This window comes from Marinactinospora rubrisoli, from assembly GCF_042664915.1.
GTDB classification, from domain to species: Bacteria; Actinomycetota; Actinomycetes; order Streptosporangiales; family Streptosporangiaceae; genus Marinitenerispora; species Marinitenerispora rubrisoli.
Window position 1 is genome coordinate 184877 of record NZ_JBHTBH010000010.1, and the last position, 24945, is coordinate 209821.

General features: G+C 74.0%; 23 protein-coding genes, 3 tRNA genes, 1 pseudogene and 1 riboswitch. Of the genes and pseudogenes, 18 read left to right on the forward strand and 9 right to left on the reverse strand.

Annotated elements, in window-relative coordinates; genetic code table 11:
- Positions 1-520: 520 nt before the first annotated feature.
- The 3 genes from ACFQRF_RS20750 to ACFQRF_RS20760 form a co-directional block, all read right to left on the reverse strand.
- Positions 521-595: transfer RNA gene (locus tag ACFQRF_RS20750), tRNA-Val, on the reverse strand.
- A 15-nt stretch (positions 596-610) separates the two neighbouring features.
- Positions 611-681: transfer RNA gene (locus ACFQRF_RS20755), tRNA-Cys, on the reverse strand.
- 40 nt (positions 682-721) lie between these two features.
- A tRNA-Gly gene (locus tag ACFQRF_RS20760) sits at positions 722-794 on the reverse strand.
- A 162-nt stretch (positions 795-956) separates the two neighbouring features.
- Between ACFQRF_RS20760 and ACFQRF_RS20765 the strand changes: the two genes are divergently transcribed.
- The 3 genes from ACFQRF_RS20765 (at position 957) to ACFQRF_RS20775 (ending at position 3661) form a co-directional block, all read left to right on the forward strand.
- Positions 957-2213 (forward strand): molybdopterin molybdotransferase MoeA, encoded by a 1257-nt coding sequence (locus ACFQRF_RS20765; RefSeq protein ID WP_379872800.1) that lies wholly within the window; start codon positions 957-959, stop codon positions 2211-2213.
- A 63-nt stretch (positions 2214-2276) separates the two neighbouring features.
- Positions 2277-2723: a MarR family winged helix-turn-helix transcriptional regulator gene (locus tag ACFQRF_RS20770; protein WP_379872801.1), complete on the forward strand. Its 447-nt coding sequence runs from the start codon at positions 2277-2279 to the stop codon at positions 2721-2723.
- 248 nt (positions 2724-2971) lie between these two features.
- Positions 2972-3661 (forward strand): GntR family transcriptional regulator, encoded by a 690-nt coding sequence (locus ACFQRF_RS20775; RefSeq protein ID WP_379872802.1) that lies wholly within the window; start codon positions 2972-2974, stop codon positions 3659-3661.
- A gap of 12 nt (positions 3662-3673) precedes the next feature.
- Here the strand turns inward: ACFQRF_RS20775 and ACFQRF_RS20780 are convergent, their stop codons facing one another.
- The gene (locus tag ACFQRF_RS20780) at positions 3674-5254 is read right to left on the reverse strand and encodes an MFS transporter (protein WP_379872803.1); all 1581 of its coding nucleotides are present in this window, start codon (positions 5252-5254) and stop codon (positions 3674-3676) included.
- A gap of 132 nt (positions 5255-5386) precedes the next feature.
- Between ACFQRF_RS20780 and ACFQRF_RS20785 the strand changes: the two genes are divergently transcribed.
- From ACFQRF_RS20785 to ACFQRF_RS20795, 3 genes and pseudogenes are all read left to right on the forward strand, one after another.
- Entirely contained in the window at positions 5387-5932 is a 546-nt protein-coding gene (locus tag ACFQRF_RS20785) for a TetR/AcrR family transcriptional regulator (RefSeq protein WP_379872804.1), read from the forward strand.
- Between the two features lie 117 nt (positions 5933-6049).
- A pseudogene (locus tag ACFQRF_RS20790) lies at positions 6050-6340 on the forward strand (Uma2 family endonuclease); the annotation flags it as partial.
- A gap of 208 nt (positions 6341-6548) precedes the next feature.
- On the forward strand, positions 6549-7289 hold the full coding sequence (locus ACFQRF_RS20795; RefSeq protein ID WP_379872861.1) for an IclR family transcriptional regulator: 741 nt from the start codon (positions 6549-6551) through the stop codon (positions 7287-7289).
- Between the two features lie 54 nt (positions 7290-7343).
- Here ACFQRF_RS20795 and ACFQRF_RS20800 read toward each other — a convergent pair whose 3' ends face one another.
- The gene (locus tag ACFQRF_RS20800; RefSeq protein ID WP_379872805.1) at positions 7344-7850 is read right to left on the reverse strand and encodes a gluconokinase; all 507 of its coding nucleotides are present in this window, start codon (positions 7848-7850) and stop codon (positions 7344-7346) included.
- Between the two features lie 150 nt (positions 7851-8000).
- On the opposite strand from ACFQRF_RS20800, the gene ACFQRF_RS20805 reads away from it, so the two are divergent.
- Entirely contained in the window at positions 8001-8762 is a 762-nt protein-coding gene (locus tag ACFQRF_RS20805) for a FadR/GntR family transcriptional regulator (protein WP_379872806.1), read from the forward strand.
- Here the strand turns inward: ACFQRF_RS20805 and ACFQRF_RS20810 are convergent.
- The 3 genes from ACFQRF_RS20810 to ACFQRF_RS20820 all read right to left on the reverse strand — a co-directional run bounded on the left by ACFQRF_RS20810 (position 8746) and on the right by ACFQRF_RS20820 (position 11373).
- Entirely contained in the window at positions 8746-10128 is a 1383-nt protein-coding gene (locus ACFQRF_RS20810) for a GntP family permease (protein WP_379872807.1), read from the reverse strand. The two genes, ACFQRF_RS20805 and ACFQRF_RS20810, sit on opposite strands and share 17 nt — an antisense overlap.
- 252 nt (positions 10129-10380) lie before the next feature.
- Positions 10381-10905 (reverse strand): TroA family protein, encoded by a 525-nt coding sequence (locus ACFQRF_RS20815; RefSeq protein ID WP_379872808.1) that lies wholly within the window; start codon positions 10903-10905, stop codon positions 10381-10383.
- Between the two features lie 9 nt (positions 10906-10914).
- Positions 10915-11373: an ABC transporter substrate-binding protein gene (locus ACFQRF_RS20820; RefSeq protein WP_379872809.1), complete on the reverse strand. Its 459-nt coding sequence runs from the start codon at positions 11371-11373 to the stop codon at positions 10915-10917.
- Positions 11374-11722: 349 nt separating this feature from the next.
- Between ACFQRF_RS20820 and manA the strand changes: the two genes are divergently transcribed.
- From manA to ACFQRF_RS20835, 3 genes are all read left to right on the forward strand, one after another.
- The gene (manA, locus tag ACFQRF_RS20825; protein ID WP_379872810.1) at positions 11723-12919 is read left to right on the forward strand and encodes a mannose-6-phosphate isomerase, class I; all 1197 of its coding nucleotides are present in this window, start codon (positions 11723-11725) and stop codon (positions 12917-12919) included.
- 46 nt (positions 12920-12965) lie between these two features.
- Positions 12966-13976: a glycerophosphodiester phosphodiesterase family protein gene (locus ACFQRF_RS20830; RefSeq protein WP_379872811.1), complete on the forward strand. Its 1011-nt coding sequence runs from the start codon at positions 12966-12968 to the stop codon at positions 13974-13976.
- An 88-nt stretch (positions 13977-14064) separates the two neighbouring features.
- Positions 14065-14442, forward strand: a complete 378-nt coding sequence (locus tag ACFQRF_RS20835) for an FKBP-type peptidyl-prolyl cis-trans isomerase (RefSeq protein ID WP_379872812.1) — start codon at positions 14065-14067, stop codon at positions 14440-14442.
- A 55-nt stretch (positions 14443-14497) separates the two neighbouring features.
- On the opposite strand, the gene ACFQRF_RS20840 is transcribed toward ACFQRF_RS20835, so the two are convergent.
- Positions 14498-15289, reverse strand: coding sequence for a DeoR/GlpR family DNA-binding transcription regulator (locus ACFQRF_RS20840; protein ID WP_379872813.1), 792 nt, complete (start codon positions 15287-15289; stop codon positions 14498-14500).
- Positions 15290-15808: 519 nt separating this feature from the next.
- Here ACFQRF_RS20840 and ACFQRF_RS20845 point away from each other — a divergent pair.
- The 8 genes from ACFQRF_RS20845 to ACFQRF_RS20880 all read left to right on the forward strand — a co-directional run bounded on the left by ACFQRF_RS20845 (position 15809) and on the right by ACFQRF_RS20880 (position 24911).
- Positions 15809-17386: an ABC transporter substrate-binding protein gene (locus tag ACFQRF_RS20845; protein ID WP_379872814.1), complete on the forward strand. Its 1578-nt coding sequence runs from the start codon at positions 15809-15811 to the stop codon at positions 17384-17386.
- A gap of 3 nt (positions 17387-17389) precedes the next feature.
- Complete coding sequence (locus ACFQRF_RS20850) at positions 17390-18325, forward strand: ABC transporter permease (protein ID WP_379872815.1); 936 nt, start codon at positions 17390-17392, stop codon at positions 18323-18325.
- Entirely contained in the window at positions 18322-19314 is a 993-nt protein-coding gene (locus tag ACFQRF_RS20855) for an ABC transporter permease (RefSeq protein WP_379872816.1), read from the forward strand. Before ACFQRF_RS20850 ends, ACFQRF_RS20855 begins: the two co-directional genes overlap by 4 nt.
- Positions 19311-20219, forward strand: a complete 909-nt coding sequence (locus ACFQRF_RS20860) for an ABC transporter ATP-binding protein (protein ID WP_379872817.1) — start codon at positions 19311-19313, stop codon at positions 20217-20219. The genes ACFQRF_RS20855 and ACFQRF_RS20860 overlap by 4 nt, the downstream gene beginning before the upstream one ends.
- Positions 20216-21109, forward strand: a complete 894-nt coding sequence (locus tag ACFQRF_RS20865) for an ATP-binding cassette domain-containing protein (protein ID WP_379872818.1) — start codon at positions 20216-20218, stop codon at positions 21107-21109. The genes ACFQRF_RS20860 and ACFQRF_RS20865 overlap by 4 nt, the downstream gene beginning before the upstream one ends.
- An 87-nt stretch (positions 21110-21196) precedes the next feature.
- Positions 21197-22447 carry a sialidase family protein gene (locus ACFQRF_RS20870; RefSeq protein ID WP_379872819.1) on the forward strand — a complete coding sequence of 417 codons (1251 nt, stop codon included), beginning with the start codon at positions 21197-21199 and terminating at the stop codon, positions 22445-22447.
- Positions 22444-23181, forward strand: coding sequence for an SDR family NAD(P)-dependent oxidoreductase (locus ACFQRF_RS20875; RefSeq protein WP_379872820.1), 738 nt, complete (start codon positions 22444-22446; stop codon positions 23179-23181). The genes ACFQRF_RS20870 and ACFQRF_RS20875 overlap by 4 nt, the downstream gene beginning before the upstream one ends.
- Before the next feature lie 339 nt (positions 23182-23520).
- Positions 23521-23628: riboswitch (SAM riboswitch) on the forward strand.
- A gap of 92 nt (positions 23629-23720) precedes the next feature.
- Positions 23721-24911: a CMD domain-containing protein gene (locus ACFQRF_RS20880; RefSeq protein WP_379872821.1), complete on the forward strand. Its 1191-nt coding sequence runs from the start codon at positions 23721-23723 to the stop codon at positions 24909-24911.
- The last annotated feature ends 34 nt before the right edge of the window (positions 24912-24945 follow it).

Consider the following 24945-nt stretch of genomic DNA (forward strand, 5'->3'; position numbering starts at 1 on the left):
CGCCATAATAGAATTTTCGGCGCAGGAGCCGCCGGGATTTCCGGGAATCCGCCGCAACCCCGGCTGAGATCCGCTCAATGATCTTTCATGGCACGATCACGATCAGAGCGTCATGGAAGCGCCGCGGTAATATCCGCGTGCGGAAAGCACGTGCGGGCCGGGGCGCACGCCTCGGCCCGCACCGGAATTTCGGCCGATTGAAAAAGGTGCACGAAGTTCACCTGTGCGCCTCTCGCGCATTCGAACCGTAGCGTTGCCCAGCGTTGCGCGGCCTCGCACTCGACGGCGCTGGAAGCCGGGATGCGGCCCCGGCCATGAGGAAATGGGGACGCGGCGCCCCGTCCAGCGACGGCCGTCACGTCCACGGCACCCTGCCGTCCCTCGAAGAGCGCGACCGTGCGGACATGGGAAACGGGCTCCCGGAGGAGCCCGCTGCAAAGGTGATCTCCCGGATGTCTCCCATCCGGGCCGGATCGTCTCGGCCGAAGCTCCAGAGGAGCCTTCCGACCTGCTGTGTTGTTGGTGGGCGATACTGGGATTGAACCAGTGACCTCTACCGTGTCAAGGTAGCGCTCTCCCACTGAGCTAATCGCCCGAGTCCGGTACTCGGAGGTGGAGACGGGATTTGAACCCGTGTCGACGGCTTTGCAGGCCGCTGCCTCGCCTCTCGGCCACTCCACCGGATTCACGCCGGAGCGGCCGCGGCCCCTCCGTATCTCCGAGCGGACGACGGGATTCGAACCCGCGACCCTCACCTTGGCAAGGTGATGCTCTACCAGCTGAGCCACGTCCGCGTGCCCTCCGGCTCGACCCCCTGGGGTTCGTGCCGTCGTGCAGTAAGAACTGTAGCGGAATCTCTGCGGACGGCAAATCGAATGCGGCGCTGCGCAGGGCGGCACCGGCGTCCCGAGGGGCGGTGACGGGGAACCCGGCCGGCCGGCGATATACAAGGAGACGTGCGACGACGGGAGGCGGCCGGCCGGGGCCGTGGCGGGGAGCGGGGTCCGCGTGCGCGCGGGCCGGTGCCGTGGCAGGAGGCGCGGGCGGCGGCCCGGTGGCTGGGCGGCCGTGCGGGCGCCGCGGTGCCGTCGCGGGAGCCGCTGGCCGGTGCCCTGGGGGCCACGCTCGCCGAGGACCTGCTCGCGCTGGTCGGCATCCCCTCCTACGATGCCGCGGCGATGGACGGCTACGCGGTGGCGGGCGCCGGGCCGTGGGCCGTCGTGGGGCGGGTGCTGGCCGGGGAGGGACCGAGCGCCCCGCTGGGCTCCGGGCAGGCCGTGGAGATCGCCACGGGGGCCGTGGTGCCCGAGGGGACGCTCGCCGTTCTGCCGTACGAGGCGGCCCACCGCGGCGGCGGCACCGTGGCGGGCGAGGTGCAGCCGGGACGGCATGTCCGCCGGTGCGGCGAGGACACCGAAGCGGGCGCGGCGGTACTGGCCGCCGGGACCGTCGTGACGCCCACCGTCCTGGGACTGGCCGCGAGTCTCGGCCACGACGCGCTCACGGTGCGCCGGCCCCGGGTCACGGTGCTGGTCACCGGGGACGAGGTCACCGCCTCCGGCGTCCCCGGGCCCGGCGTGGTGCGGGACGCGATCGGGCCGATGCTGCCCGGGCTGGCCGCGTGGGCCGGCGCCCGGGTGGACCGCATCGACCGGGCGGCCGACAGCGCCGCGGAGCTCGTCGCGGCCCTCGACGCCGCGGTCTCGCGGCCCGAGACCGGGGTGGTCGTGGTCTGCGGCGCCTCCTCGCGCGGGCCGGCGGACCATCTCCGCGCGGCGCTGGACGAGCTGACGGCCACCGTGCTCGTGGACAGTGTCGCCTGCCGCCCCGGCCACCCGCAGCTTCTCGCGCACACCGGCCGTCCCGAACGCCCGGGGACGGTGATCGCCGGGCTTCCCGGCAACCCCAACGCCGCGCTGGTGGCCGGGCTGACGCTGCTGGTTCCGCTGCTGGCCGCGCTCGCGGGCCGGCCGGACCCGGCGGCGGGCGGCCCGGGCGCCCCCCGCCGGATACCGCTCGACGGCGGGGTCCGGCCGCACGCCGTGGACACCCGGCTGGTCCCGGTCCGTGTCGGCGCGGACGGCCGACGGGCGGAACCGGTGGGGCACGACCGTCCCGGGACGCTGCGCGGCGCCGCCGGTGCCGACGCCTTCGCCGTCATCCCGCCCGGCTGGGCCGGGCCCGACGCGGAACTGCTGTGGCTGCCGCGCTGACGTCGTTCGACACGCCGCACCGTTCACCCGGGTGAACGGTGCACCGGTCGTTACCATCGCGGCATGACGACCACGGCCTCCGCCACCGGCCCCGAGGGGGCGGCCTTCCTGCTCACCCAGCTGGGATCGCACGCCGCGGCGCGGTTCGCCGAGCGGGTCTCGCGGACCGGCGTCAGCCTGCGGCAGGCCGGACTGCTGCGCTGGATCGGCGGCAACCCGGGGCGCAGCCAGCGGGAGCTGGCCGAGCAGTTCGGGGTGCGCCCGAGCCGGGTGGTGGTGCTGGTGGACGAACTGGAGCAACAGGGCCTGGTGCGCCGCGCGGTGCCGCCGGGCGACCGGCGGACCCGGCTCGTCACGCTGACCGACCATGGGCACCGGACGCTGCGCGCGGTGGCGGCGGCGTTCCGGCGGCACGAACAGGAGGTCCTCGACCCGCTGTCCCCGGAGGAGCGGGCCACGTTGACCGGGCTGCTGGAACGCCTCGCCGCCCATCAGGGGCTCGTTCGCTGAGCACCCGGAGGCGCCGGTCCGCCCCCTCCTGCCGCGCGGTGTGGACGGCCCGGCCCGGCCGGGCCACCGGATCGACGCCGCCCGCCCCGCGACCCGGCCGAAACGGCGGCGGACCGGGGGCGCCACACTGAGTAAACTGCGGGACGATTCCCACACCCGCCCGTGCCACCGCGCCCGCCGCGGCCGGCCCACGGCGATCGACGGCATCTGACAGCGACCGACGGCGTTCAATAAGGAAGTCTTCGACCATGGCCTCATCCCGGCTCTCCAAGGGGCTGCTGACCACCCGGGTGCAACGCCCCGTGCCCCTGCGCGAAAGGGTGTACGAGGCGCTGCTCGAACTCATCACCCGCCGGCAGCTCCCCCCGGGGCAGCACCTCGTGGAGAACGAGCTCGCCGACCAGCTCGGGGTGTCCCGGCAGCCGGTGCGTGAGGCGCTGCAGCGGTTGAGCAACGAGGGGTGGGTGGATCTGCGGCCGGGGTACGGGGCGTTCGTGCACCAGCCGACCGAGAGCGAGGCCGACCAGTTGCTCGCGGTGCGCGGCCTGCTGGAGACGGAGTCCGCCCGGCTCGCCGCCCGCAACGCCGACGCCGCGGGGATCGCCGGGCTCCGCGAGGAGTGGCGCCGCGGGGTCGAGGCGCTGGATCGGGCCGACGCCGACGACATGGTCGACGCCAACGCCGACCTGCACCGCCGCATCACCGAACTGTCGGGCAACACGGTGCTCGCCGAACTCGCCGGGCAGGTGGCGCGTCGCGTCCGCTGGTACCACACGCTGGTGGTGCGTCAGCGCGGCCGTGAGGCGTGGGACGAGCACGCGGCCATCATCGACGCCATCGAGGCCGGTGACGAGGAGCGCGCGGCCGAGCTGATGCGCGGGCACACCGACGCCACCCGCCGCAGCTACCACGACCAGGCCACGGCCGCCGAGAGCTGAGGCGCCCGCGGGTCAGTCGCCGGCCGCTCCGTCGCCCGTACGGGAGTCCCGGCCCGGCCGGCCGCCCACCCGGCGCAGCAGCAGGCCGGCCTGTACCGCCGCGTACAGCACGATCACCGTCGCGATCGCACTTGTCAGGTGGATGCCGCCGGTGAACGCCACCCGGGCCGCGTCCACGAGCGCGGCGGCGGTGTCCGGCGCCAGCCCCTGCGCGGCGGTGACCGCGCCGCCCAGGGTCTCGCGGGCGGCGTCCAGCGCCGGCCCGGCGACTCCGTCCGGTGCCGCGATCCGGGCCTGGTAACTGGCGGTGAGCACGCTGCCGAGCACGGCGACCCCGAGCGCGCCGCCCAGTTCATAGGCGGTCTCGGAGATGGCCCCCGCGGCCCCCGCCCGCTCTGGTGGCGCGGCGGCCATGATGGCGTCGTTGGTCAGGGTGTCGGAGAGCCCCACACCGGCGCTGATCGCCGCGAAGCCGACCACGACCGGCAGGACGCCGCCCGACAGCGGCAGCTGGGTGAAGACCGCGAACCCGGCGGCGGCCAGCGTGAGCCCGGCGAAGATCGCCGTGCCCATGCTCACCCGCCGTGCCAGTGCGACCGCGACGAAGTGCGCCGCCACCGAGAGCGCGGCGCCGGGCAGCAGCACCATCCCGGCGCGCAGCGGGCTCATCCCCAGCACCAGCTGCAGGTACTGGGTGAGGAAGAACAGCGCCGAGACCATCGCGAAGACCACCATCAGGTTGGTGGCCACCGCGACGCTGAACGCCCGTACGCGGAACAGCCGGACGTCGATCAGCGGATCGGGCAGCCGGAGCTGCCGGCGGATGAAGACGTACCCCGCCACCGCACCGAAGGCCGCCGCCGCCGCGGCGACGACCGGCGAGCCGCCCTCGGCGAGCCGCTTGACCGCGTAGACGACCGGCAGGACGGCCAGCAGCGACAGCGCGGCACTGGGCAGGTCGTAGCGCCCGGGCGCCGGGTCACGGGACTCGCGCACCAGCAGCGGGATGAGGAGCAGGATCAGCGCCATCACCGGGAGGTTGATGAGGAAGACCGACCCCCAGTAGAAGCGTTCCAGCAGCCAGCCGCCGACGAGCGGGCCGAGCGCGGATCCGGCCGAGAACATCGACGCCCACAGCGCGATGGCCAGCAGCCGCTGCCGCCGGTCCAGGAACGTGTTGCGGATCAGCGAGATGGTGGACGGCATCAGCGTCGCGCCGGCGAGACCGAGCAGCGCGCGCGCCGCGATGAGGATCTCCGCCGTGGGGGACAGGGCGGCGAGCAGCGAGGCCGCGCCGAACCCGGCCGAGCCCAGGAGCAGCAGCCGGCGCCGTCCGATGCGGTCGCCGAGCGTCCCCATGGTGACGAGCAGGCCGGCGAGCACGAACGAGTAGATGTCGACGATCCACAGCAACTGGGTGCCGGTGGGCGCCAGGTCCTCGCTGAGGTGCGGGACCGCGAAGCCGAGCACGGTCATGTCGACCGAGATGAGCATGACCGGGAGGGTCAGCACCGCGAGCGCCGACCACTCGCGCGGTCCCGCGGTGGGCGGGGCGGAGGTGGGCGTCGTCACGGGCCGGGCGGCGGAGTTCATTCTTCCTCTCGATACCGGGTGGCGTGGTGATAGGGAGATGGGATGACCAGGAACGGCGGGTGAATACCGGCGATTGCCCGGTATGTACCGTCCGGACGGTACAGTACAGTCCGGACGGTAAAGTGGTCAACAATGAGCACCTCGACCACGCGCGACCGCATCCTCGACGCACTGCAGGAGATCCTGATCCACGACGGGAGCTCCGCCGTCACGCTTGAGGCCGTGGCCGCCGCCGCGGGGGTCTCCAAGGGCGGGCTCCTTTACCACTTCCCGTCGAAGGCCGACATGCTCACCGGCCTGGTCCGCCGGCTCGCCGACCAGGCCGCCGACGAGTTCCGCCAGGCCCGTGCCGAAGGCGTGGTCCGCACCTTCCTGCGGGTCTCCGTCCCCACCTCGTCGGAGGAGACCGCCCTCTACGGCTCGATGATCGCGGCGCTGCGCGGCAACGAGGACGTCCCGCCCGAGGCGTGGGAGCTGATGCAGTGGGTGTTCACCGAGTGGGGCACTCTGCTGCACGAGGAGGTGGGGGACCCCGTGCTCGCCGAGACCATCCGCCTCGTCGGCGACGGCCTCTACCTCAGCGCGCTGTCCGGCCTGCCGATGCCCGAGCCGCGGCTGCTGGAGCGGCTCACCGACCACCTCATCGCCCGGGCCGACGAGCACCGCCGCGACCGCTGAGCGGTGTGGCCCGGCCTCCTGCCGGTGCCGGACCCGGTGGGAGCGGTGCTGTCGCCGGCGAACAAGCGGAGGTCATTCTGCGAAGTGGCGGGCGGACGGGATCACGGAGCGTTACGCTGCCCGGCGGACGCGGCGGAACTGGTGGTCGAGATCGTCTCCCGGAGCAGCAGGGACACCGACCGCAAGAAGAAACTGTGGGGGTACGCGCACGCTCCCGTGCCGCTCTACCTGCTCATCGACGCGTGGGACGAGGAGGGGCCCTCGGTCACGCTCTACGAACAGCCCGGTAACGGCCGGTACGACCACGCGACGACCGTGGACTTCGGCGCCAAGATCGCCCTGCCGGAACCCTTCGACGTCGAACTCGACACCTCCCGGTTCCCCGGCCCCGACCAGTGGCCGGCCTGAGAGACGTTCCGCCGGTCGCGCGGAGCGCGGGGCGCCGATCGACGCTCGGGGACCGCCCAGGGGCGGGCACTATCGTGGGTTCATGACTTCCAACGACGAGCGAGCGCAGAGCGAAGGCGGTCAGCCGCCCGGGAGCGCCCCCGGGCGGGAAACGAGCGGTGGCGCCGAGCCGGGGAGGTCCGGCAGGGACGGCGCCCCCGTGCAGTCGGTGGACCGGGCCATCACGGTGCTGGAGATCCTGGCCCAGAACGGCGAGGCCGGAGTCACCGAGATCGCGGCCGAACTCGGGGTGCACAAGTCGACCGCCTTCCGCCTCGTGGGAGCGCTGGAACGGCGCGGGCTGGTGGAGCAGCCCGGACTGCGGGGCAAGTACCAGCTCGGCTTCGGCGTCGTCCGGCTGGCCGGTGCCATGACCGCCGGTCTGGACCTCACCCAGCAGAGCCGCCGGGTCTGCGAGGACCTCGCCGCCGACCTCGGTGAGACGGTGAACATCGCCATCCCCAGTGGTGACGCCGTGGTCAACATCGACCAGGTGCGCGGGGTGTCGGCCGTGGTCAGCCAGAACTGGATCGGCCGCCAGAACCCGCTGCACGCCACCTCCAGCGGCAAGGTGCTGCTGGCCTACATGGACCCCGCCCAGCAGCGCCGGGTGCTGCGCGGCCCCCTGGAGGCGGCCACCCCCCGGACCGTCACCGACGCCGAGGCGCTCCGCCGCCAGCTCGACGAGATCCTGCGCCGTGGCTACGGCACCGCCGCGGAGGAGCTCGAAGTGGGCCTGAACGCCGTGGCGGCGCCGATCCGCGGGGTCAACGGCGACGTGATCGCCGCGGTCAGCGCCTCCGGGCCCTCCTACCGGATGGAGGTGGACCGGCTGGACGACATCGGAGCGGCGGTGCTCAAGGCCGCGGAGGAGATCTCCACCCGCATGGGGCACATGCCGGTCTCCTGAAGCCGGTCCAGGCGGACCGCCCGGCCGGACGGGGCGCGCCCCGCGGCGGCCGTCTCAGCCGCGGAGCCGCGCGGCGACGATCCGCAGCGCCTGTGCCGTCACCGTCTCGATCGGCGGCGCGATGTCGATCCGCTCGCCGGCCTCGTCGGGCCGCAGCGGCTCCAGCGTCGCGGCCTGCGATGCCAGCAGTCCCGCCGGCATGAAGTGCCCCTTGCGGGCCCGCATCCGTTCGGCGATGAGCTCGGTCGGCGCGTCCAGGTGCAGGAAGTACACCGACGGCGCCCCGGTGCGCAGGATGTCCCGGTAGTCGCGACGCAGGGCGGAGCACGCCATGACGGTGGACTCGCCGCGCCGTTCGTGTTCGGCGATCCACGTGGCCAGCGCCGTCAGCCACGGCCGCCGGTCGGCGTCCGTCAGCGGCACGCCCGCGGACATCTTGGCGATGTTGGCCTCGGGGTGGAAGGAGTCCGCCTCCGCGAACGGCAGACCGAGCCGCTCGGCGACCTGACCGGCGACGGTGCTCTTGCCGCTGCCGGACACGCCCATGAAGACGAAGTGCATACGCTGGCCTTTCCGCGACGGAGGACGGACGTGACCGCCCGCGCGCTCCGGAACAATAGTGTTACCAATGGCCCCGTCCGGCGCGCCGACCGGACCGCGGCGGCGAACGGGCGGAGGCGCCTTCATGGCGGGTGGACGGGAAGAGGGACCATGACGACCGCGCACCGCACCCTGCACAACCGGGTCCTGGCGGCGCTGGGGCCGGCGATCACGGCCGGTGAGTACCTGCCCGGCCACGTCTTCACCCTGGAACGGCTGGAGCGCGACTTCGGCGTCTCGCGGACCGTCGCCCGCGAAGCCGTCCGGGTGCTGGAGTCCATGCACCTGGTGGTGAGCCGGCCGCGCACCGGCGTGCGGGTCACCCCGCCGGAGCAGTGGAGCGTGTACGACCCACAGCTGATCCGGTGGCGGCTGGCCGGGCCGGGCCGCGGCGCGCAGCTCCGTTCGCTGACCGAGCTGCGCGCCGCCGTCGAGCCGCCCGCCGCGGCCGCCGCCGCGCGCCGCGCCGCCCCCGAGCACCGGGCACGGCTCATGGAGCTCAACCGGCGCATGGCCGCCACCGGCGCGGCCGGCGACCTCGACGCCTTCCTGCGGCTGGACATCGAGTTCCACCGGCTGATCCTGGAACTGTCCGGCAACGAGATGTTCCGCGGGCTGGCCGGGGTCGTGGCCGAGGTGCTGGCCGGGCGGACCGAGTACGACCTGATGCCGCAGCATCCGCGCCCCGAGGCGCTGCGGCTGCACGCGCACGTCGCCTCGGCCGTGCACGACGGGCTGCCCGAGGTCGCCCAGGCCGCCATGCGCGCCATCGTCGACGAGGTGGTCGCCGCCCTGGAACACGCCGATCCGGAGGACCGAACGGATCCGCGGGACGACCCGCGCGCGGTGGCCGGCACTACAGGACCAGGCTGAGCAGGAACGCGAAGGCGAACCCGACCAGGCCGATGAGCGTCTCCATCACCGTCCAGGTGCGCAGCGTGGTGGCGGTGTCCATGCCCAGGAACCGGCCGACCAGCCAGAACCCGGAGTCGTTGACGTGCGACAGCACGGTGGAACCGCACGCGATCGCGATGACGATCAGCGCCAGGTCCATGGACGACAGTCCCGAGGTGCTCTCCACCATCGGGGCGACGAGCGCCGCGGTGGTGGTCAGCGCCACGGTGGCCGAACCCTGGGCGACCCGCAGGGCGGTCGCGATCACGAACGCCGCGACGATGACCGGCAGGCCGATCGAGGCCAGGCTGCCCGCCAGGGCCTCGCCGATGCCGCTGGCGCGCAGCACCCCGCCGAACATGCCGCCGGCGCCGGTGACGAGGATGATCGCGCACACCGGGCCGAGCGCGCCGTCGACGATCCGCTCCACCTGCGCCCGCGAGTGCCGCCCCGCGCCGAGCACGACGATGGCGACCAGCACGGTGATCAGCAGCGCCACCGGCGTCTGGCCGACCATCACCAGGGTCTGCACCCACCACGCGTCCTCCGGCGCCGCGCCCGTGGTGATCAGGCTGGAGATGCCGGTGTTGCCGAAGATCAGTACCAGGGGCAGCAGCAGGATCGCCAGCACCGTTGCGAAGTGCGGCGGCCGGGCCGGCGCCTCGGTGCCGGGCCCGCCGGCGATCTCGGCGGGCACCTGGATCTCGAACCGCCGGCCGGCGTAGCGCGAGTACAGGTAGCTGGCCAGGTACCAGGTGGGCAGGGCCAGAACGGTGCCGACGATCAGGGTGGTGCCCAGGTTGGCGCCGAGCAGGTCGGCCGCGGCGACGGGGCCCGGGTGCGGCGGGACGAAGGCGTGCATGACCGCGAACGCGCCCGCGGCGGGCAGCGCGTACAGCAGGACCGAACCGCCCAGCCGGCGGGCCACGCTGAACACGATCGGCAGCATGACGACCAGGCCGGCGTCGAAGAAGATGGGGAAGCCGAACAGCAGCGACGCGACCCCGAGGGCCAGCGGCGCGCGCCGTTCGCCGAACCTGCGCACCAGGGTCTCGGCGAGCACGGCGGCTCCGCCGGTGGTCTCCAGCAGGCGGCCGATCATCACGCCGAGTCCCACGAGCAGTGCGACGTTGGCGAGGGTGCTGCCGAACCCGTCGAGCAGCGTGGGGACGATGTCGGCCAGCGGTATCCGGGTGGCGAGTGCCACCAGCAGGCTCACCAGGACCAGCGACACGAAGGCGTGCAGCCGCGCCCAGATGATCAGCACGAGCAGGAGGCCGACGGCGCCCGCGGCTATGAGCAGCAGCGGGGCGGTTCCGTAGGCGGGCTCGATGGTGGTTTCCAACGGTGCCTCCGAAGGGGTGTCTCGTGGTGGGGTGACGCCACCGCATCGGTGAGGTGCGGAGCGCCGCCGAGACGTTTCGGGCAATGGTAATACCATTTGTGAGCCCATGTGAGGGGGGTGTGCGAAGTTGTGATCCACCGGCGCCGGAGCGCCGCCCGAAGCACCGGGCGCGCGGGCGGGCCGCCGACGGAAGAGGGGCGGCGCACACCCGCGTGCACCGCCCCGTGGAACCGCCGAACGTCCGGAGGCCGCCTAGCCGACGGCCTCCTCCAGCTTCGGGACCATGACGTCCAGCGCGACGGGGATGGACAGCACCGTGCTCGCGCGCAGCGGGGCGAACTCCTCGTTGGTGAGCGGTACGTAGCCGCCGTTCCGCACCACCGGCAGCCGCTGGAACACCGCGTTGTTCTCCAGGTCGTCGCGCAGGTCCTCGGCGTAGAAGTTGACGAGCGCCACGTCGGCGTCGACCACCTCCAGCTCCTCGAACCCGACTCGGACCGAGAACTCCGACCCCGCCAGCCCGGTCGCCCGCTCCGACATGGTCAGCCCCAGCTCCTCCAGCAGCGCCGCGGTGACGTCGTCCGGGGTGCGCATGACGCTCAGCGCCCCGGCCTCGTGGGCCTGGCTGAACGTGTACGTCCGGCCGGCGAAGCGCGGGTGCTCCCGCACCGCCTCCGACAACCGCGTCTCCAGGTCCGCCACCAGCTCGGCCGCCTCCTCCGGCCGCCCCAGCGCGGCGCCGCCGGAGGTCGCGATCCGCTGCCAGGAGTCCCGCAACGGCCCCTCCTAGTAGGCGAGGGTGGGGGCGATCTGGTCGAGCCGCTCGTACTGGCCGTCGATCGTGTACAGCCCGGTGGCCAGAATGACGTCCGGTTCGGCCGCGGCGACCTGCTCGATCGGGATCGCGCCGTCGGCGTCGGGGCGCAGGATGGCGGGATCGCCGCCGGACAGCGCCTTCTCCTGCCATGGCGCGATCCCGGAGTCGGTGCCCCAGAACGCCGCCATGGCGACGGGGGTGACGCCGAGGGCGAGCGCGAGGTCGGTGTCGGCGGGGCTGAGGGTGACCACCCGTTCCGGCGGGGCGGCCAGCTCGACGGTCCCGAGCGCGTGCTCGACGGTGATGGCCGCCGGTCCGGAGCCGCCGTCCTGCTGCGCGCCGCCGGGCGCGCAGGCGGCGGTGGCCAGCAGCGGCAGCACGGCCAGTGCGCCGAGGGCGGATGTGGCGCGTCGCGTCCTGGTGTCCATGGTTCTCGGCACTCCTCGAATGGCCGGCAAGATGGTTTTTAGGTGAGCCTTACCTTAGCGAGTGTTGGTGCGGTGTCACCGGACGGTCCCCGTCACCGCGTCCGCCGATGGGGACATCCCGCAGTGCCGGGTCGGGGACGGACCCGGGACGGGTCAGGGGCCGTGCCCCCTCGACCCGGGCCATGTGGTGGCCCAAGATGGGGGGCACCCGGGACGGGCGGTCGGCCCGGCTCCCGTGCCGGAAGTGGTGCCGGCCCCCCTCCACGGGTGGCGGCAGCCACCGCGACGCGGCCGGCCCTGATCGGGGAGACTGGGCGCGTCGAACGGGACGGACGAGAGAGCTGGACGGATGCGAAGGCTGATCAACCAGATACGCCCGTACGCGTGGGGGTCGCCCACGTCCATCCCGCGGCTGCTCGGCCGGGTTCCCGACGGCCGGCCACAGGCGGAGCTGTGGCTGGGCGCGCACCCGGGCGCCCCGAGTTCGCTGGTCACCGAGGACGGCCCCGTGCGCGTCGCCGACGCCATCACCGGCGACCCCAAGGAGACGCTGGGGGAGCGCACCCTGCGCCATTTCGGCGAGCGGCTGCCCTTCCTGCTCAAGGTGCTCGCCGCCGATGAGCCGCTGTCCCTGCAGGCGCACCCCGACGCCCGCCGCGCCGCCGCCGGTCACGCCGCGGAGGAGGCCGCCGGCATCCCGGTGGACGCGCCGCACCGCAACTACCGTGACCCCTACCACAAGCCGGAGCTGGTGCTCGCGCTGCAGCCCTTCGAGGCGCTGTGCGGGTTCCGCGAGCCGGCCGAAGCGCTCGCCGACCTGCACGGCCTGACCGCCCCGCTCGCCGGTGTCCTGCGCGCCGACCTGTCGGCCGCCGACCCCGAGACCGCGCTGCGGCGGGCGATGACCCGGCTGCTCACGCTGGCGCCCGCCGACCGGGCCGGGCTGGTGGGCGCGCTGGTCGCCGAACTCACCGCGCGCGCGCACGACGGCCCGGGGCGGCGGCACGCCGCCACCGTCGCCGAACTGGCCGCGCGCTACCCGGGCGACCCCGGCGCCGTGGCGGCCCTGCTGCTCAACCGGATCACCCTGGGGCCCGGCGAGGCGCTGTTCCTGCCCGCCGGCAACGTGCACGCCTACCTGCGCGGCACCGCCATTGAGGTCATGGCCAGCTCCGACAACGTCCTGCGCGCCGGGCTGACCGCCAAGCACGTCGACGTCGCGGAGCTGCTCGCGGTGGTGGACTTCAACGTGCTCCCCATCCCCTACGCCACGCCCGAGCGGGTCGACGGCCGCCTGGAGTACCAGCCGGGGGTCGCCGACTTCGCGCTCTCGGTGATCCGGCCGCACGAGGAGCCGGCGCGGCTGCCCGGCGGACTGCCCGCCATCGTCCTCGTGCTCGACGGCACCGCGCGGCTGCGCACCGAGGCCGGCGAGCGACTGACGCTCGCCCACGGGGAGTCGGCCTTCGTCCCGGCGGCCGACGGCCCGGTGGCGATCGAAGGCGCGGCGCTCCTGGTGGCGGCCACGGTCGGCGGTTCGGTCTGACGCGCGTGGCGCCGCCGCTCTCCGGAGCGTGGCATCATCAGGCGCCGTGACGAACAGTGCCGAGCCGCCCGTTCGCCGGCGGCGCCCGCGGGCGCGCGCCGTCCTCGCGGTGCTCACCGTGCTGGTCCTGCTCTGCTGGGCCGCCAACAGCTCCCGGCTGCACGGCCCCGGCGAGGGGCGGCCGACGACGCTCGCGCACCGCGGACTCGGCCAGACGTTCGACCTGGCGGGGATCGAGAACGACACCTGCACCGCGGAGCGGATCCACCCGCCCGAGCACGCCTACCTGGAGAACACGATCGCCGGCATGCGCGCCGCCTTCGACGCCGGGGCCGACGTGGTGGAGCTGGACGTGCACATCACCCGGGACGACCGGTTCGCGGTGTTCCACGACTGGGAGGTCGACTGCCGCACCGACGGCCGGGGCACCACCCGCGATCACACGATGGCCGAGCTGCGCCGGCTCGACATCGGCTACGGCTACACCGCCGACGACGGGGCCACGCACCCCTTCCGCGGCACCGGTGCCGGCCTGATGCCCTCGCTGGACGAGGTCTTCGCCGAGTTCCCCGACGAGGAGCTGCTCATCCACGTCAAGAGCGACGACCCGGCCGAGGGCGAACTCCTCGCCGAGCACCTGGCCCGGCTGCCCGGGGACCGGCTGGCCGCGGTCACCGTCTACGGCGGCGACGCGCCGATCGCGGCCCTGCGCCGCGAGCTGCCGGGCCTGCGCACCATGTCCAAGGCGACGTTGCGCGACTGCCTCGTGCGGTACGCGGCGGTGGGCTGGAGCGGGTACGTGCCTGCGGCGTGCGCCGGAACCCAGTTGCACGTCCCCGAGAAGATCGGCCCGTGGCTGTGGGGGTGGCCGCACCTCTTCGTCTCCCGGATGGCCGAGGCCGGGACCCGGGTCGTTCTCGTGGGCGGATCCGGCGACTGGTCGGCGGGGTTCGACGGCCCGCAGGACCTGGAGCGGGTGCCCGAGGGATTCACCGGCACCGTATGGACCAACCGCGCCGACGTGGTCGCGCCGCTGGTCGCCGAACGCGGCCGCTGACCGCCGGGCCTCCGCTCAGCGGCACGCCGGGTCCCGGCGGCGCCGCTACGCTGGGGACCTCTGTCCTATTTCGTGAAAGGTGTGACCAATGGCGCTGCAGCGTCCCGAAGTCGACCCCATCGACGGTCCCCCGCCGGCCGATCTGGCGGTCACCGACCTCACCATCGGCGAGGGGGCGCAGGCCGGGCACGGCAGCCAGGTCTCCGTGCACTACGTCGGCGTGGCCCACTCCACCGGCGAGGAGTTCGACGCCTCGTGGAACCGGGGCCAGCCGCTGCGCTTCCAGCTCGGCGCGGGCCGGGTCATCGCCGGCTGGGACCAGGGCGTGCTCGGGATGCGGGTGGGCGGCCGGCGCCGGCTCGTGATCCCGCCGCACCTCGGCTACGGTGCCGCGGGTGCCGGCGGCGGCGCGATCAAGCCGAACGAGACGCTCATCTTCGTGGTGGACCTGGTCGGCGTGGCCTGACCCGAGCGCCCCATGGGGCCCCGGCCCGGGCGCAGCGCCGGACCGGGGCCCGCACTCACTCCGCGCGGCTGCCGTCCGCCCGCGCCACCACGATCTCCACGCCCCGGTCCGCGAACGGGGCCAGCGCCGCGGGGTCGGCCGACTCGTCGGTGACGAGCACCCACCGCGCCGGAAGCCGCGCCCAGGAATTGAACGGGCGGCGCCCGAGCTTCTCCGAATGCGCCAGCACGTACACCCGGTCCGCGCGGCCCATCATGAGTTCCTTGAGCCGGGTCTGCTGCAGGTCGGCCTCGCAGATCCCGTTCTCGGCGGTCACCCCGTCGGCGCCGAGGAACACGCGGTCGAAGGTCATGCGCTCCAGCGCGGCCTCGGCGAGCGGGCCGACGAACCCCTGGCTGAGGTGGCGCAGCGTGCCACCGAGGCACTCCACGTGCACCGACTCCGAGCCCGCGAGCCGCTCCAGCGCGGTCAGGCCGGTGGTGGCCACCGTCAGCCGCGGCACGTCACGGAGTTCGTGCGCGAGTGCGCCGACGCTGGTCCCGGCGTCCAGCAGGATCGTCTCCCCGGAACTCACCTGCGCGGCCGCCCACCGCGCCATGGCGCGCTTGGCCGCGAACGCCTCGTGCGTCCGCTGGCGCAGCGACGGCTCGGGGTGCGCCATCAGTGCCATCGCGCCGCCGTAGGTGCGGGCCACCCGGCCCTCCTCGGTCAGCCGGGCGAGGTCGCGGCGGATGGTCGAGGCGGTCACATCGAACGTGGCGGCGAGTTCCTCGACGCTCGCCAGGCCGCTCGTCATCGCGAGCCGGACGATCTCGTCCCGCCGGTCCCGCGTCCGCATCGCCGCCATCTGCGTCCCTCCGGATGTGCTGCCGTGCCGAGTCGGCCGTGTCGTGCCTGTCGTCTCCGTCGCTGCGTGACCCTACCGCCGTCCGGGCGCCGCCGTGGCCGTCTCGGGCGCCCGCGCCCCGGCCGGATCCGGCAGCCGCCGCTCGCCCGCGCCCCACCGGGGGCGGACCGGGCGGCGGCCGGTCGAGCCGCGCCCTCCGGAGTTATTGCGCGTTGTGCGCGTCCGGTTGGCCGTACCGCGCCGCCGGCCGGGCTGGTCGGCGAGGGTGACTTCGAGTGACGCCGCTGTCTCAAGCTGCGCATCCGCCCGGGTGGCAGGGGGTGTCGTGGTCGTCAGGATGTCACAGAGTGCGTTGATCGCGCCAGATTACTTGCGCGGAACGTGCAGAGGTGTCAGAGTGACCCGGGTAACACCCGGTTCGGCGCGAGCCGTGCGGACGATACGGCGCCGACGTCCTCCGCACGCACCGTCCACCCCATCTCCTCCCCCTCCGATCCCTCTGAGTTCGAGAGGCCGACGATGACCCGACACGGACGCGGCCCGGACATGTCCCGCCGCGCGCTCCTGAGACTGGGCGCCCTCGCCGGCGCCGGTGCGGCGCTCGGCCCGCTCACCGCGGGCTGCGCCGGACCCACCGGCCTCCCCGGCCCCGGGACCCTGACCCTCGCGCTGAACCGCTCGCTGGTCAGCCTCGACAACAAGCTGAACCAGTTCGACGCCGCGGTCACCGTGCAGCGGGCGGTGCGGCAGGCGCTGACCAGGGTCGGCCCGGACCTGACGGTCGAGCCGGTGCTCGCCGAGTCGTTCGAGGCCACGACGCCGACCACCTGGACCGTCCGGCTGCGCGAAGGCGCGTGCTATTCCGACGGATCGCCCGTCACCCCCGATGACGTCGCCACGGCCCTGGAGATGTACCAGCAGGTCAACGGCTCCTTCGTCGCCAGCTTCTTCCCCGAGTTCCCGGCCGTGACCGCCGAGGACGAGCGGACCTTCACCCTGGAGACCGAGCGGCCGGTACCCTCGCTCGACTTCCTCATGGCCAACATCCTGGTGACACCGGCCGCCGGCAACAGGCCCGAGGAACTGCAGGACGGCGTCGGCTCCGGCCCCTACGTCGTCTCCGCCGCCAACCGGGGCACCGGCGAGTACACCCTCGTGCGCAACGACGCCTACTGGGGCACCCCGCCGCGCGCGCACACCGTGCGGGTGCGGTTCGTGCCGGAGGAGGCCAGCCGCGTGGTCTCCATCCGCAGCGGCGAGGTCGACGTGATCGACTCCATCACCCCCGACTCCGCCGACCAGCTCGTCGGCCTGCCCGGCGTCCGCATGGAGCGCGCGCAGAGCACCCGCATCAACCAGCTCTTCTACAACTTCCGCAAGCCGGCCGGCCACCCGCTGTCCGACCCCCGGGTCCGCGAGGCCCTCACGTACGCCATCGACGGCCGCGCCCTCGCCGAGGACGTCCTGGTCGGCTCCGTCACCCCGGCCGAGGGACCCGTGCCCACCGGACTGCGCGGCGCGGTCCCCACCGGCGCCTACGTCTACGATCCGGCGCAGGCCCGGCAGCGGCTGGACGCGCTCGGCGTCGACGACCTCTCCCTCACCATCATCTGGGAGAGCGGGGAGTTCGCCGGCGACACCTTCGTGATGGAGGCCGTGCACGGCATGCTCACCGACATCGGTGTGCGAGTGACGCTGCGGCAGTTCGAACCCGGCGGCGACATCCTCTCCTGGCGGCAGGGCCGCGCCGGCGACTGGGACGTCCTCGGCAACGGATTCTCCAGCCCCACCGGGCTCGCCGAGAGCATGCTGCAGGGCATGTTCGCGGGCACCGCCGAGAAGGAGGAGACCCGCGACACCTACCAGGGGTACGTGTTCCCCGACGTCACGGAGCTGATCGAGCGCGCCACCGTCGAACCCGACGCCCAACGGCGCGGCGAACTGCTCGCCGGCGCCCAGCAGGCCGTCTGGGACACCTGGCCGTGCCTGTGGGCGTTCGTCCCCAACGTCGTCCTCGCCCACCAGACCCGGATCCGCGACATCCTGCTCGCCCCCACCAACTCCTACGACCTCGCCGCCGTGCGAGTGGAGGGCTGACCCGTGGCGCTGTACCTCCTGCGACGCGTCGGGCAGAGCCTGCTCACGGTCCTTCTGACGGTCTGCACCGTCTTCGTCCTCATCCGCCTCGCACCCGGCGACCCCGCCACCGCCTACGCCGGCCCGCTCGCCACCAGCGAGGACCTGGCCCGGATCCGGGAGCAGATGGGCCTGGACCGCCCGATCCCCGAACAGTTCCTGCTCTTCCTGCGCGGAATCGCCACCGGCGACCTCGGCACCAGCTACTCGTTCCAGGCGCCCGCGCTGGACGTCGTGCTGGACCGGCTGCCGTTCACGATCACGCTCGCGATCGCCGCCATCGTGCTCACCACCGTGGTGGCCGTCCCGCTGGGTGTGTGGATGGCGCGCCGGGCCGACACCACACGGGAGCTGGGCGCCAACATCGTGACGGTCGCCGGGCAGTCCATGCCCGACTTCTGGTCCGGCATCATGCTGCTCACCGTCTTCGCGGTGCTCGTCCCCGTGCTGCCCGCGTCGGGGTTCGCCACCTGGGGCGGCCTCGTGCTGCCCGCGACCACCATCGCGATCCTGCAGATCGCGCTGATCTCCCGGCTGGTCCGCCGCGAGATGGCGGCCAACCTGAGCGCCCCTTACCTGACCGTCGCCCGTTCCCGCGGGGTCTCCGAGCGCGCGCTGGTGTGGCGGTACGCGATGTCCAACTCCGCCATCCCGGTGCTGACCGCGCTGGGCACCCGGTTCGCGTCCATGCTCAACGGCGTCGTCGTGGTGGAGGTGGTGTTCGCCTGGCCCGGTGTCGGCTCCCTGGTGGTGCGCGCGCTGGAGACGCGCGACTACCCGCTGATCCAGGCCACCGTGCTGGTCACGGCCGCGCTGGCCGTGCTCGTCCAGCTCCTCGTCGATCTCGCCTACCCGCTGTTCGACCCGCGGGTCCGTCTCGGGAAGAAGGTGGCCGCGTGAGCACCCCCCGCCCGGCGCCAGGCTCCGCCGCCGTGTCCGCACCGCCCGGCGCGCCGGAGGACGCGCGCCCCAGCGCCGTCACCTCACGGCTGCTCGCCCGCTCGGGCGCCACCCGGCGCCGCCGCGGTGCGCGCGTCAAACTGTGGGTCGGCCTGGTGTGCACCCTGCTCGTCGTCCTGCCGGTCGCGTTCGCCCGGGTGCTGCCGCTACCCGATCCCACCCGCCAGGACCTCTCCCAGCGGCGGCTCCCGCCGCTCACCGACGGGCACCTGTTCGGCACCGACCAGCTCGGCCGCGACCTGCTGTCCAACGTGCTGCACGGCGGGCAGATGTCGCTGACCATCGGCGTGCTGGCGGTGCTCGTCAGCGGGGTGATCGGCCTGGTCGCGGGGGCGGCGGCCGGCTACTACGGCGGCTGGGTCGACTCGGTGGTCTCCCGGCTGCTGGAGGCGCAGCTCTCGCTGCCGCTGCTCATGATGCTGCTGCTCGTCGTCGCGCTGTTCGGGCCGTCGATCCCCGTCATCACCTGCGTCATCGCGGTCGCCCAGTGGCCCGAGGTGGCGAGGCTGACCCGGTCGCTCGTCCTCGTCGAGCGCGAGAAGCCCTACGTGGCCGCCGCCCGCGTCCTCGGGCTGCGGCGGGTGGAGATCCTCGCCCGGCACGTCCTGCCCAACGTGGTGCGCCAGGCCACCATCGTGGTCTTCCTGCTGCTCGCCCAGGCCGTGCTGCTGGAGAGCGCGCTCTCCTACCTCGGCGCCGGCCCGCAGCGGCCCTTCGCCACCTGGGGCCGCATCGTCTCCGACGGCCAGGACTACATCACCACCTCCTGGTGGCTGGTCACGCTGCCCGGCCTGGTGATCGTCCTGCTCGTCGTCGGTGTCAACCTGCTGGGCGACGGTCTGCGCGACCGCACCCGGCGGCAGTCCCCGGCACGGCAGCGGGGACCGTCCCCCTCGTGGCGGAGAACCCGGAAGGGAGCGGCATCATGACCTCGGCGGCACCCGCCCAGCAGCACGCACGGCCCGCGGACACCGCGGTCCCGCTGCTGGACGTCTCGGAGCTGCAGATCGAGTTGATCACCGACGCCGGCGTGGTACGCGCGGTCGACGGTGTCAGCTTCCGGATCGGGCGCGGCGAGACGGTCACCATCATCGGCGAGTCCGGATCGGGCAAGTCCACGACCGCCATGGGGGTGCTCGGCCTGCTGCCGGCCGACCTCGCGGTGCTCTCGGGCGCCGTCCGGTTCGGCGGCACCGACGTGGTGGCGGACCCCGACGCGATCCGCGCCGTGCGCGGACGCACGGTGTCGCTCATCCCACAGGACCCGATGACCGCGCTCAGCCCGGTGCACACGATCGGCCGCCAGCTCACCGAGGCCGTCCGGCTGCGCCGCCCCGGGCTCTCCCGCGCCGCCGCCCGCGAGCGCGCCGTCGAACTGCTCGACCAGGTCCGCATCCCGCGGCCGGCCGCCCAGCTCGCCACCTACCCGCACCAGCTCTCCGGCGGCATGCTGCAGCGCGTGCTCATCGGGATCGCCCTCGCCGGGGAGCCGGAGCTGCTCGTGGCCGACGAGCCGACCAGCGCGCTCGACGTCACGGTCCAGGCCGGGATCCTCGACATCCTCCTGGAGCTCCAGGAGCGCACCCGGATCGGCATCCTGATGATCACGCACGACCTGGGGGTCGCCCGGCTCGTCTCGGACCGCATCCACGTGATGCGCGACGGGCGGTTCGTGGAGTCCGGCGAGGTCGAGGCGATCGTGGACGCGCCAACGCACGACTACACCCGCATGCTGCTGTCCGCGGTGCCCAGGCTGGGGCCGTGGGACGAGGAGCCGGCGGCCGGCGGCCCCGGCGCACCGGCCGGGGGCACGACACCAGGAGGCAGGCGATGAACAGCGCAGCGCGGCCGGTGCACACCGGCCAGGGCGGCACCGGCGAGAGCGCGGCCGGGACGTCCGCGACGCCCGGCTTCCTGGAGGTCTCCGGGCTGGTCGTGGAGTACCCGGTCCGGGGCGGAGTCGTGCGCGCCGTGGACGACGTCGGGTTCACCGTCCCGCGCGGCGGCACCCTGGCGATCGTGGGGGAGTCGGGCTGCGGCAAGTCCACCATCGCCCGCTCCATCGTGCGGCTGCTGCGGCCCACCGCCGGCCGGATCGTCGTGGACGGCACCGACATCGCGACGCTGCCCGAACGGCGGCTGCGCCCGATCCGGTCCCGCGTCCAGATGGTGTTCCAGGACCCCTACGCCTCGCTCGACCCGCACCTGAGCGCGCAGGAGATCGTCGCCGAGCCGCTGCGCAAGCGGGGCGTGCGCTCCGCCGCCGAGCGGCGTGCGGAGGCCGCCCGGCTCATCGACCGGGTGGGTTTGCCGTCGACCGCGCTGGACCGGCGGCCCGCCGAGTTCTCCGGCGGGCAGCGCCAGCGCATCGGCATCGCGCGCGCCCTGGCCAGCAGACCGGACCTGCTGGTCTGCGACGAGGCGACCAGCGCCCTCGACGTCTCCGTGCAGGCGCAGGTCCTGGACCTGCTGCAGGAGATCCAGCGCGAGACCCGGCTGACCTACGTGTTCATCTCCCACAACCTCGGCGTGGTGCGCCAGATCAGCCAGCAGGTGGTGGTCATGCGCGCCGGGCGGATCGTGGAGTCCGGCGCGACCGCCGACGTGCTCGCCGCGCCCCGGCACGACTACACCCGCCGGCTGCGCCGCGCCGCCCTGGACCCGGCGGTGATCCGCGGCCGCAAACCGCGTGCGCTGGTCGCCGCGGCGGCGCCCTCCGCCTGACCGGCCGATCCCGGCCACCCCCGACCGAACCCCCGGTGGCGGGCGGCCCGCACCGGGGCGTCCGCCCCCCGACCCGAGGAGACCGAGATGTCCACCGCCGACGCGCTGCCCACCGACGGGGTGCTCCGCCCTCGCGGCGACGACCCCGGCCGGGCCGACGCCTACCTGCCCGCGCCCGCCGTGCAGAACCACGCCGCGAACCTGGCCGAACTGCCCGGCGGCGACCTCGGCTGCGTGTGGTTCGGCGGCACCCAGGAGGGCGTCTCCGACATCGGGGTGTGGTTCTCCCGGCTGCCGCGCGGTGCCGACAGGTGGACGGAGCCGGTGGCGCTGTCCGGCGACCGCACCCGCTCCGAACAGAATCCGGTGCTGTTCGCGGCCCCCACCGGCGAACTGTGGCTGCTGTGGACCGCCCAGCGCGCCGGTGACCAGGACACCTCCGAGGTGCGCCGCCGGATCTCCGCCGACGGCGGCCGCACCTGGGGGCCGCCCGCCACCCTCTTCCCGGCCCGCCCGACCGGCGGAGTCTTCGTGCGCCAGCCCGTCACGGTGCTCGGCTCCGGGCGCTGGCTGCTTCCCATCTTCCACTGCGTGTCCGTGCCCGGAAGCAAATGGGTCGGCGACCGCGACACCAGCGCGGTGCTCCTCTCCGACGACCAGGGCCGCACCTGGCACGAGCGGGAGGTACCGGACAGCACCGGATGCGTGCACATGAACGTCCAGGCCCTGGCCGACGGCACCCTGCTCGCGCTGTTCCGCAGCCGGTGGGCGGATTCCGTGCACGTCGCACGCTCCACCGACGACGGCGAGACCTGGAGCGCCCCGGTGCCCACCGTGCTGCCGAACAACAACTCCTCGATCCAGTTCGTCCGGCTGCGCGACGACCGCCTGGCGCTGGTGTACAACCACAGCAGCGCCGCCGACGCCACCGAGCGGCGGCTCTCGCTGTACGACGAGATCGACGACGACGGCCTGGCGCCGGTCACCCCCGCCGCCGCGCCGTCCCCGGCCGCCCCGGCCGTCCTGGCCGGCGCGGACCGCCCGGCGGGCGCGGAGCGGACCGCGTTCTGGGGCGCCCCACGGGCGCCCATGACCCTGGCGGTCTCCGCCGACGGCGGCGCCACGTGGCCGCTCCGGCACGACCTGGAGGTCGGCGACGGCTACTGCCTGACCAACAACTCGCGGGACGGGCTGAACCGGGAGTTCTCCTACCCGACCATCCGGCAGAGCCCCGACGGCGGCCTGGACATCGCCTTCACCTACTACCGGCAGGCGATCAAGCACGTCCGGCTGAGCCCGGAGTGGCTGGCCGCCCGCACCGCGGAGGCCGGCGCGTGACGGCAGGGGAGAGCTGCACGCACCGGGGCGGCGAAAGCGCGGCCGCCCGGGAGACCGCCCCGCACGCCGTCGTCACCGGCGCGAGCTCGGGCATCGGCCGCGCCGTCACCGAGCGGCTGCTCGGCGCCGGCTGGCGGGTGACCGCCCTGAGCCGCCGCCCGGTCGAACCGGCCGGGACGGCACTGCACTGGGTCGAGGCCGACCTCGCCGACCTGGACGCCATCCCCGCCGCCGTCGCCGGGGTCACCCGGGCCGACGCGGTGGTGCACGCCGCCGGCCTGCAGCGTTCGGCCCGCCTCGGCGCCCTGTCGACGGCGGACGGCACGGCCATGTGGCGGGTGCACGTCGCGGCCACCGAGGTGCTCGTCGGCACGCTGATCGACCGCGTTCCGGACGGCGGCCGCGTCGTCCTGGTCGGCAGCCGCACCATGACCGGCGTCCCGGGCAAGAGCCAGTACGCCGCCACGAAGGCGGCTCTCGCGGCCCTGGCCCGCTCCTGGGCCGCTGAACTGGTCACCCGCCGCGTCACCGTCAACGTCGTCGCCCCCGGCCCCACCGACACCCCGATGCTCCAGGACCCGGCCCGTGCCACCACCCCGCCCCGAGTGCCACCGATGGGCCGCCTCATCGACCCGGCGGAGGTCGCGGGCACGGTTGCCTTCCTCCTCGGCCCGGACGCGCGCAGCATCACCGGCCAGACACTGGTGGTGTGCGCGGGGGCGTCGCTGGGCTGAGGGCGCTGCGGTTCGGGGCAGGGACGGACGATCAGGCGGTGCGGCGGTGTCGCTCTCCCGCGCCGTCACCGCCGTCGCGCGGTGCGGACGTTAGGCTGATCGCTTCCAGCAGGGGGCGGACCGCTGCCGTTGAACGTGGCGACGAGCCGCCGGGCCTGCCCGAAGTGCTCGCTCGCGGTGACCGGTGTTCCGTTGCCTCCTAGACTCCCTGCCGCGATGCCCCGGCCGAACCCCATCGGGGTCGGGCATGCCCCAGATACTATTCCTACCGAATTTGTCGCCATCGTCACGCTTGTGACATCTTGTTCCCGCATGGGGTGATCGCCTACCTTCGCACCAGGTCAAGAGCGCCAGCGCGAAGATCCGGCTTGCTGGACGGCAACCTTCTGCACAGCGGGGTGCCCCCGGAGTGATGACCTGGCTGCGGAGACGCGGCAAGCGTGCACGGTCGCGGGACGAGAGGTCCGGCGGCCCCGTCCCCGACGGACGCTTGTGCCGGCCCGCGGCCGTACCGGCAGGACGAGACGAAGGCGGGAACAGTGAGCAGCGGGGCGCGGAGTGCGGGGGAGCCGGCGGGGGCCGATGTCGTCGCGGAGCTGGCGGGGGTCGGGAGCGAACTCGCGGCGGCGCGGCGAGTGAAGCCGGAGTTCGTGGCGGAGACGCAGCGCGCCTACGACGCGCTCTTCGCCGCCGACGGGCCGCTGGCGCCGGCGGTGCGGCGCGGGCTGGCCGCGCTGGTCGCGCGGTGGCACGGAGCCGACGACGTCGTCGCCCACCACACCGCCCGCGGAGCCGACGCGGCACTGTACGCCGACGAGCTCCCCGCCGATCCCGCGCTGCGGGCGGCGGCCGAGCACCTGGATCTCATCACCGTCTCACCGGCGCTGGCCCGGCGGGAGGACGTCGACCGGCTGGCCGCCGCCGGCTGGGGCCCCGACGCCGTGGTCGCGATCTCCCAGGTCGCCGCTTACACCGCTTTCCAGGTCCGCCTCGTCGAAGGACTGCGGCTGCTGCAGGGCGCGCCCACCGCCCACGGTGTGGCTCCGGCGCGCACCACCCGCGGGCGCGGGCGGACCAAAAGTCTCGCCGAAATCGCGTCCAACGGCGCGAAGCGGCCCACCGCCTACACCCAGGAACTACTCGCCTGGACCGCCTGGGTCCCGCCGGTGGCGGCCGACGACCTGACGGACGAGCAACGGGAGGCGTTCGCCGGGAAGACCAACGACGGCTACTTCCGGCTGCTCTCCCGCCTGCCGAAACTGCTGCGGGCCCGCACCGCCGTCGACAAGGCGGTGTTCTACACCCGCGAGGGGCTGCCCCGCGCCGAACGCGAGCTCGCGGCCACCGTCACCAGCAAGGTGAACGACTGCGTCTACTGCGCCTCCGTGCACTCCCGCAAGGCGTCGCAGCTGTCCCACCGGACCGACGACGTGCAGCGGGTCCTCGACGCCGTCCTCGACCGCGACCCTGACTGGCGCGCCACCGATCTCGCCCCGCTCGCCGCCGGCCAGGACGCGCGGTGGAGCGCCGTCGCCGCGTTCGCCGCGGCGCTGTCCACCACACCGGCCTCGGCCACCCCGGACCACATCGCGGAACTGCGCGGCCACGGGCTCACCGACGTCGAGCTCGTCGACCTTGTCGGCTCCGTCGCCTTCTTCTCGTGGGCCAACCGGCTCATGCTCACCCTCGGCGAACCGTTCTGGCCCGGGACCGAGCCGGCCGCCGCCTGACCCCGGCGGCCGTGCGCCCGCGCCTGGCGGGGCC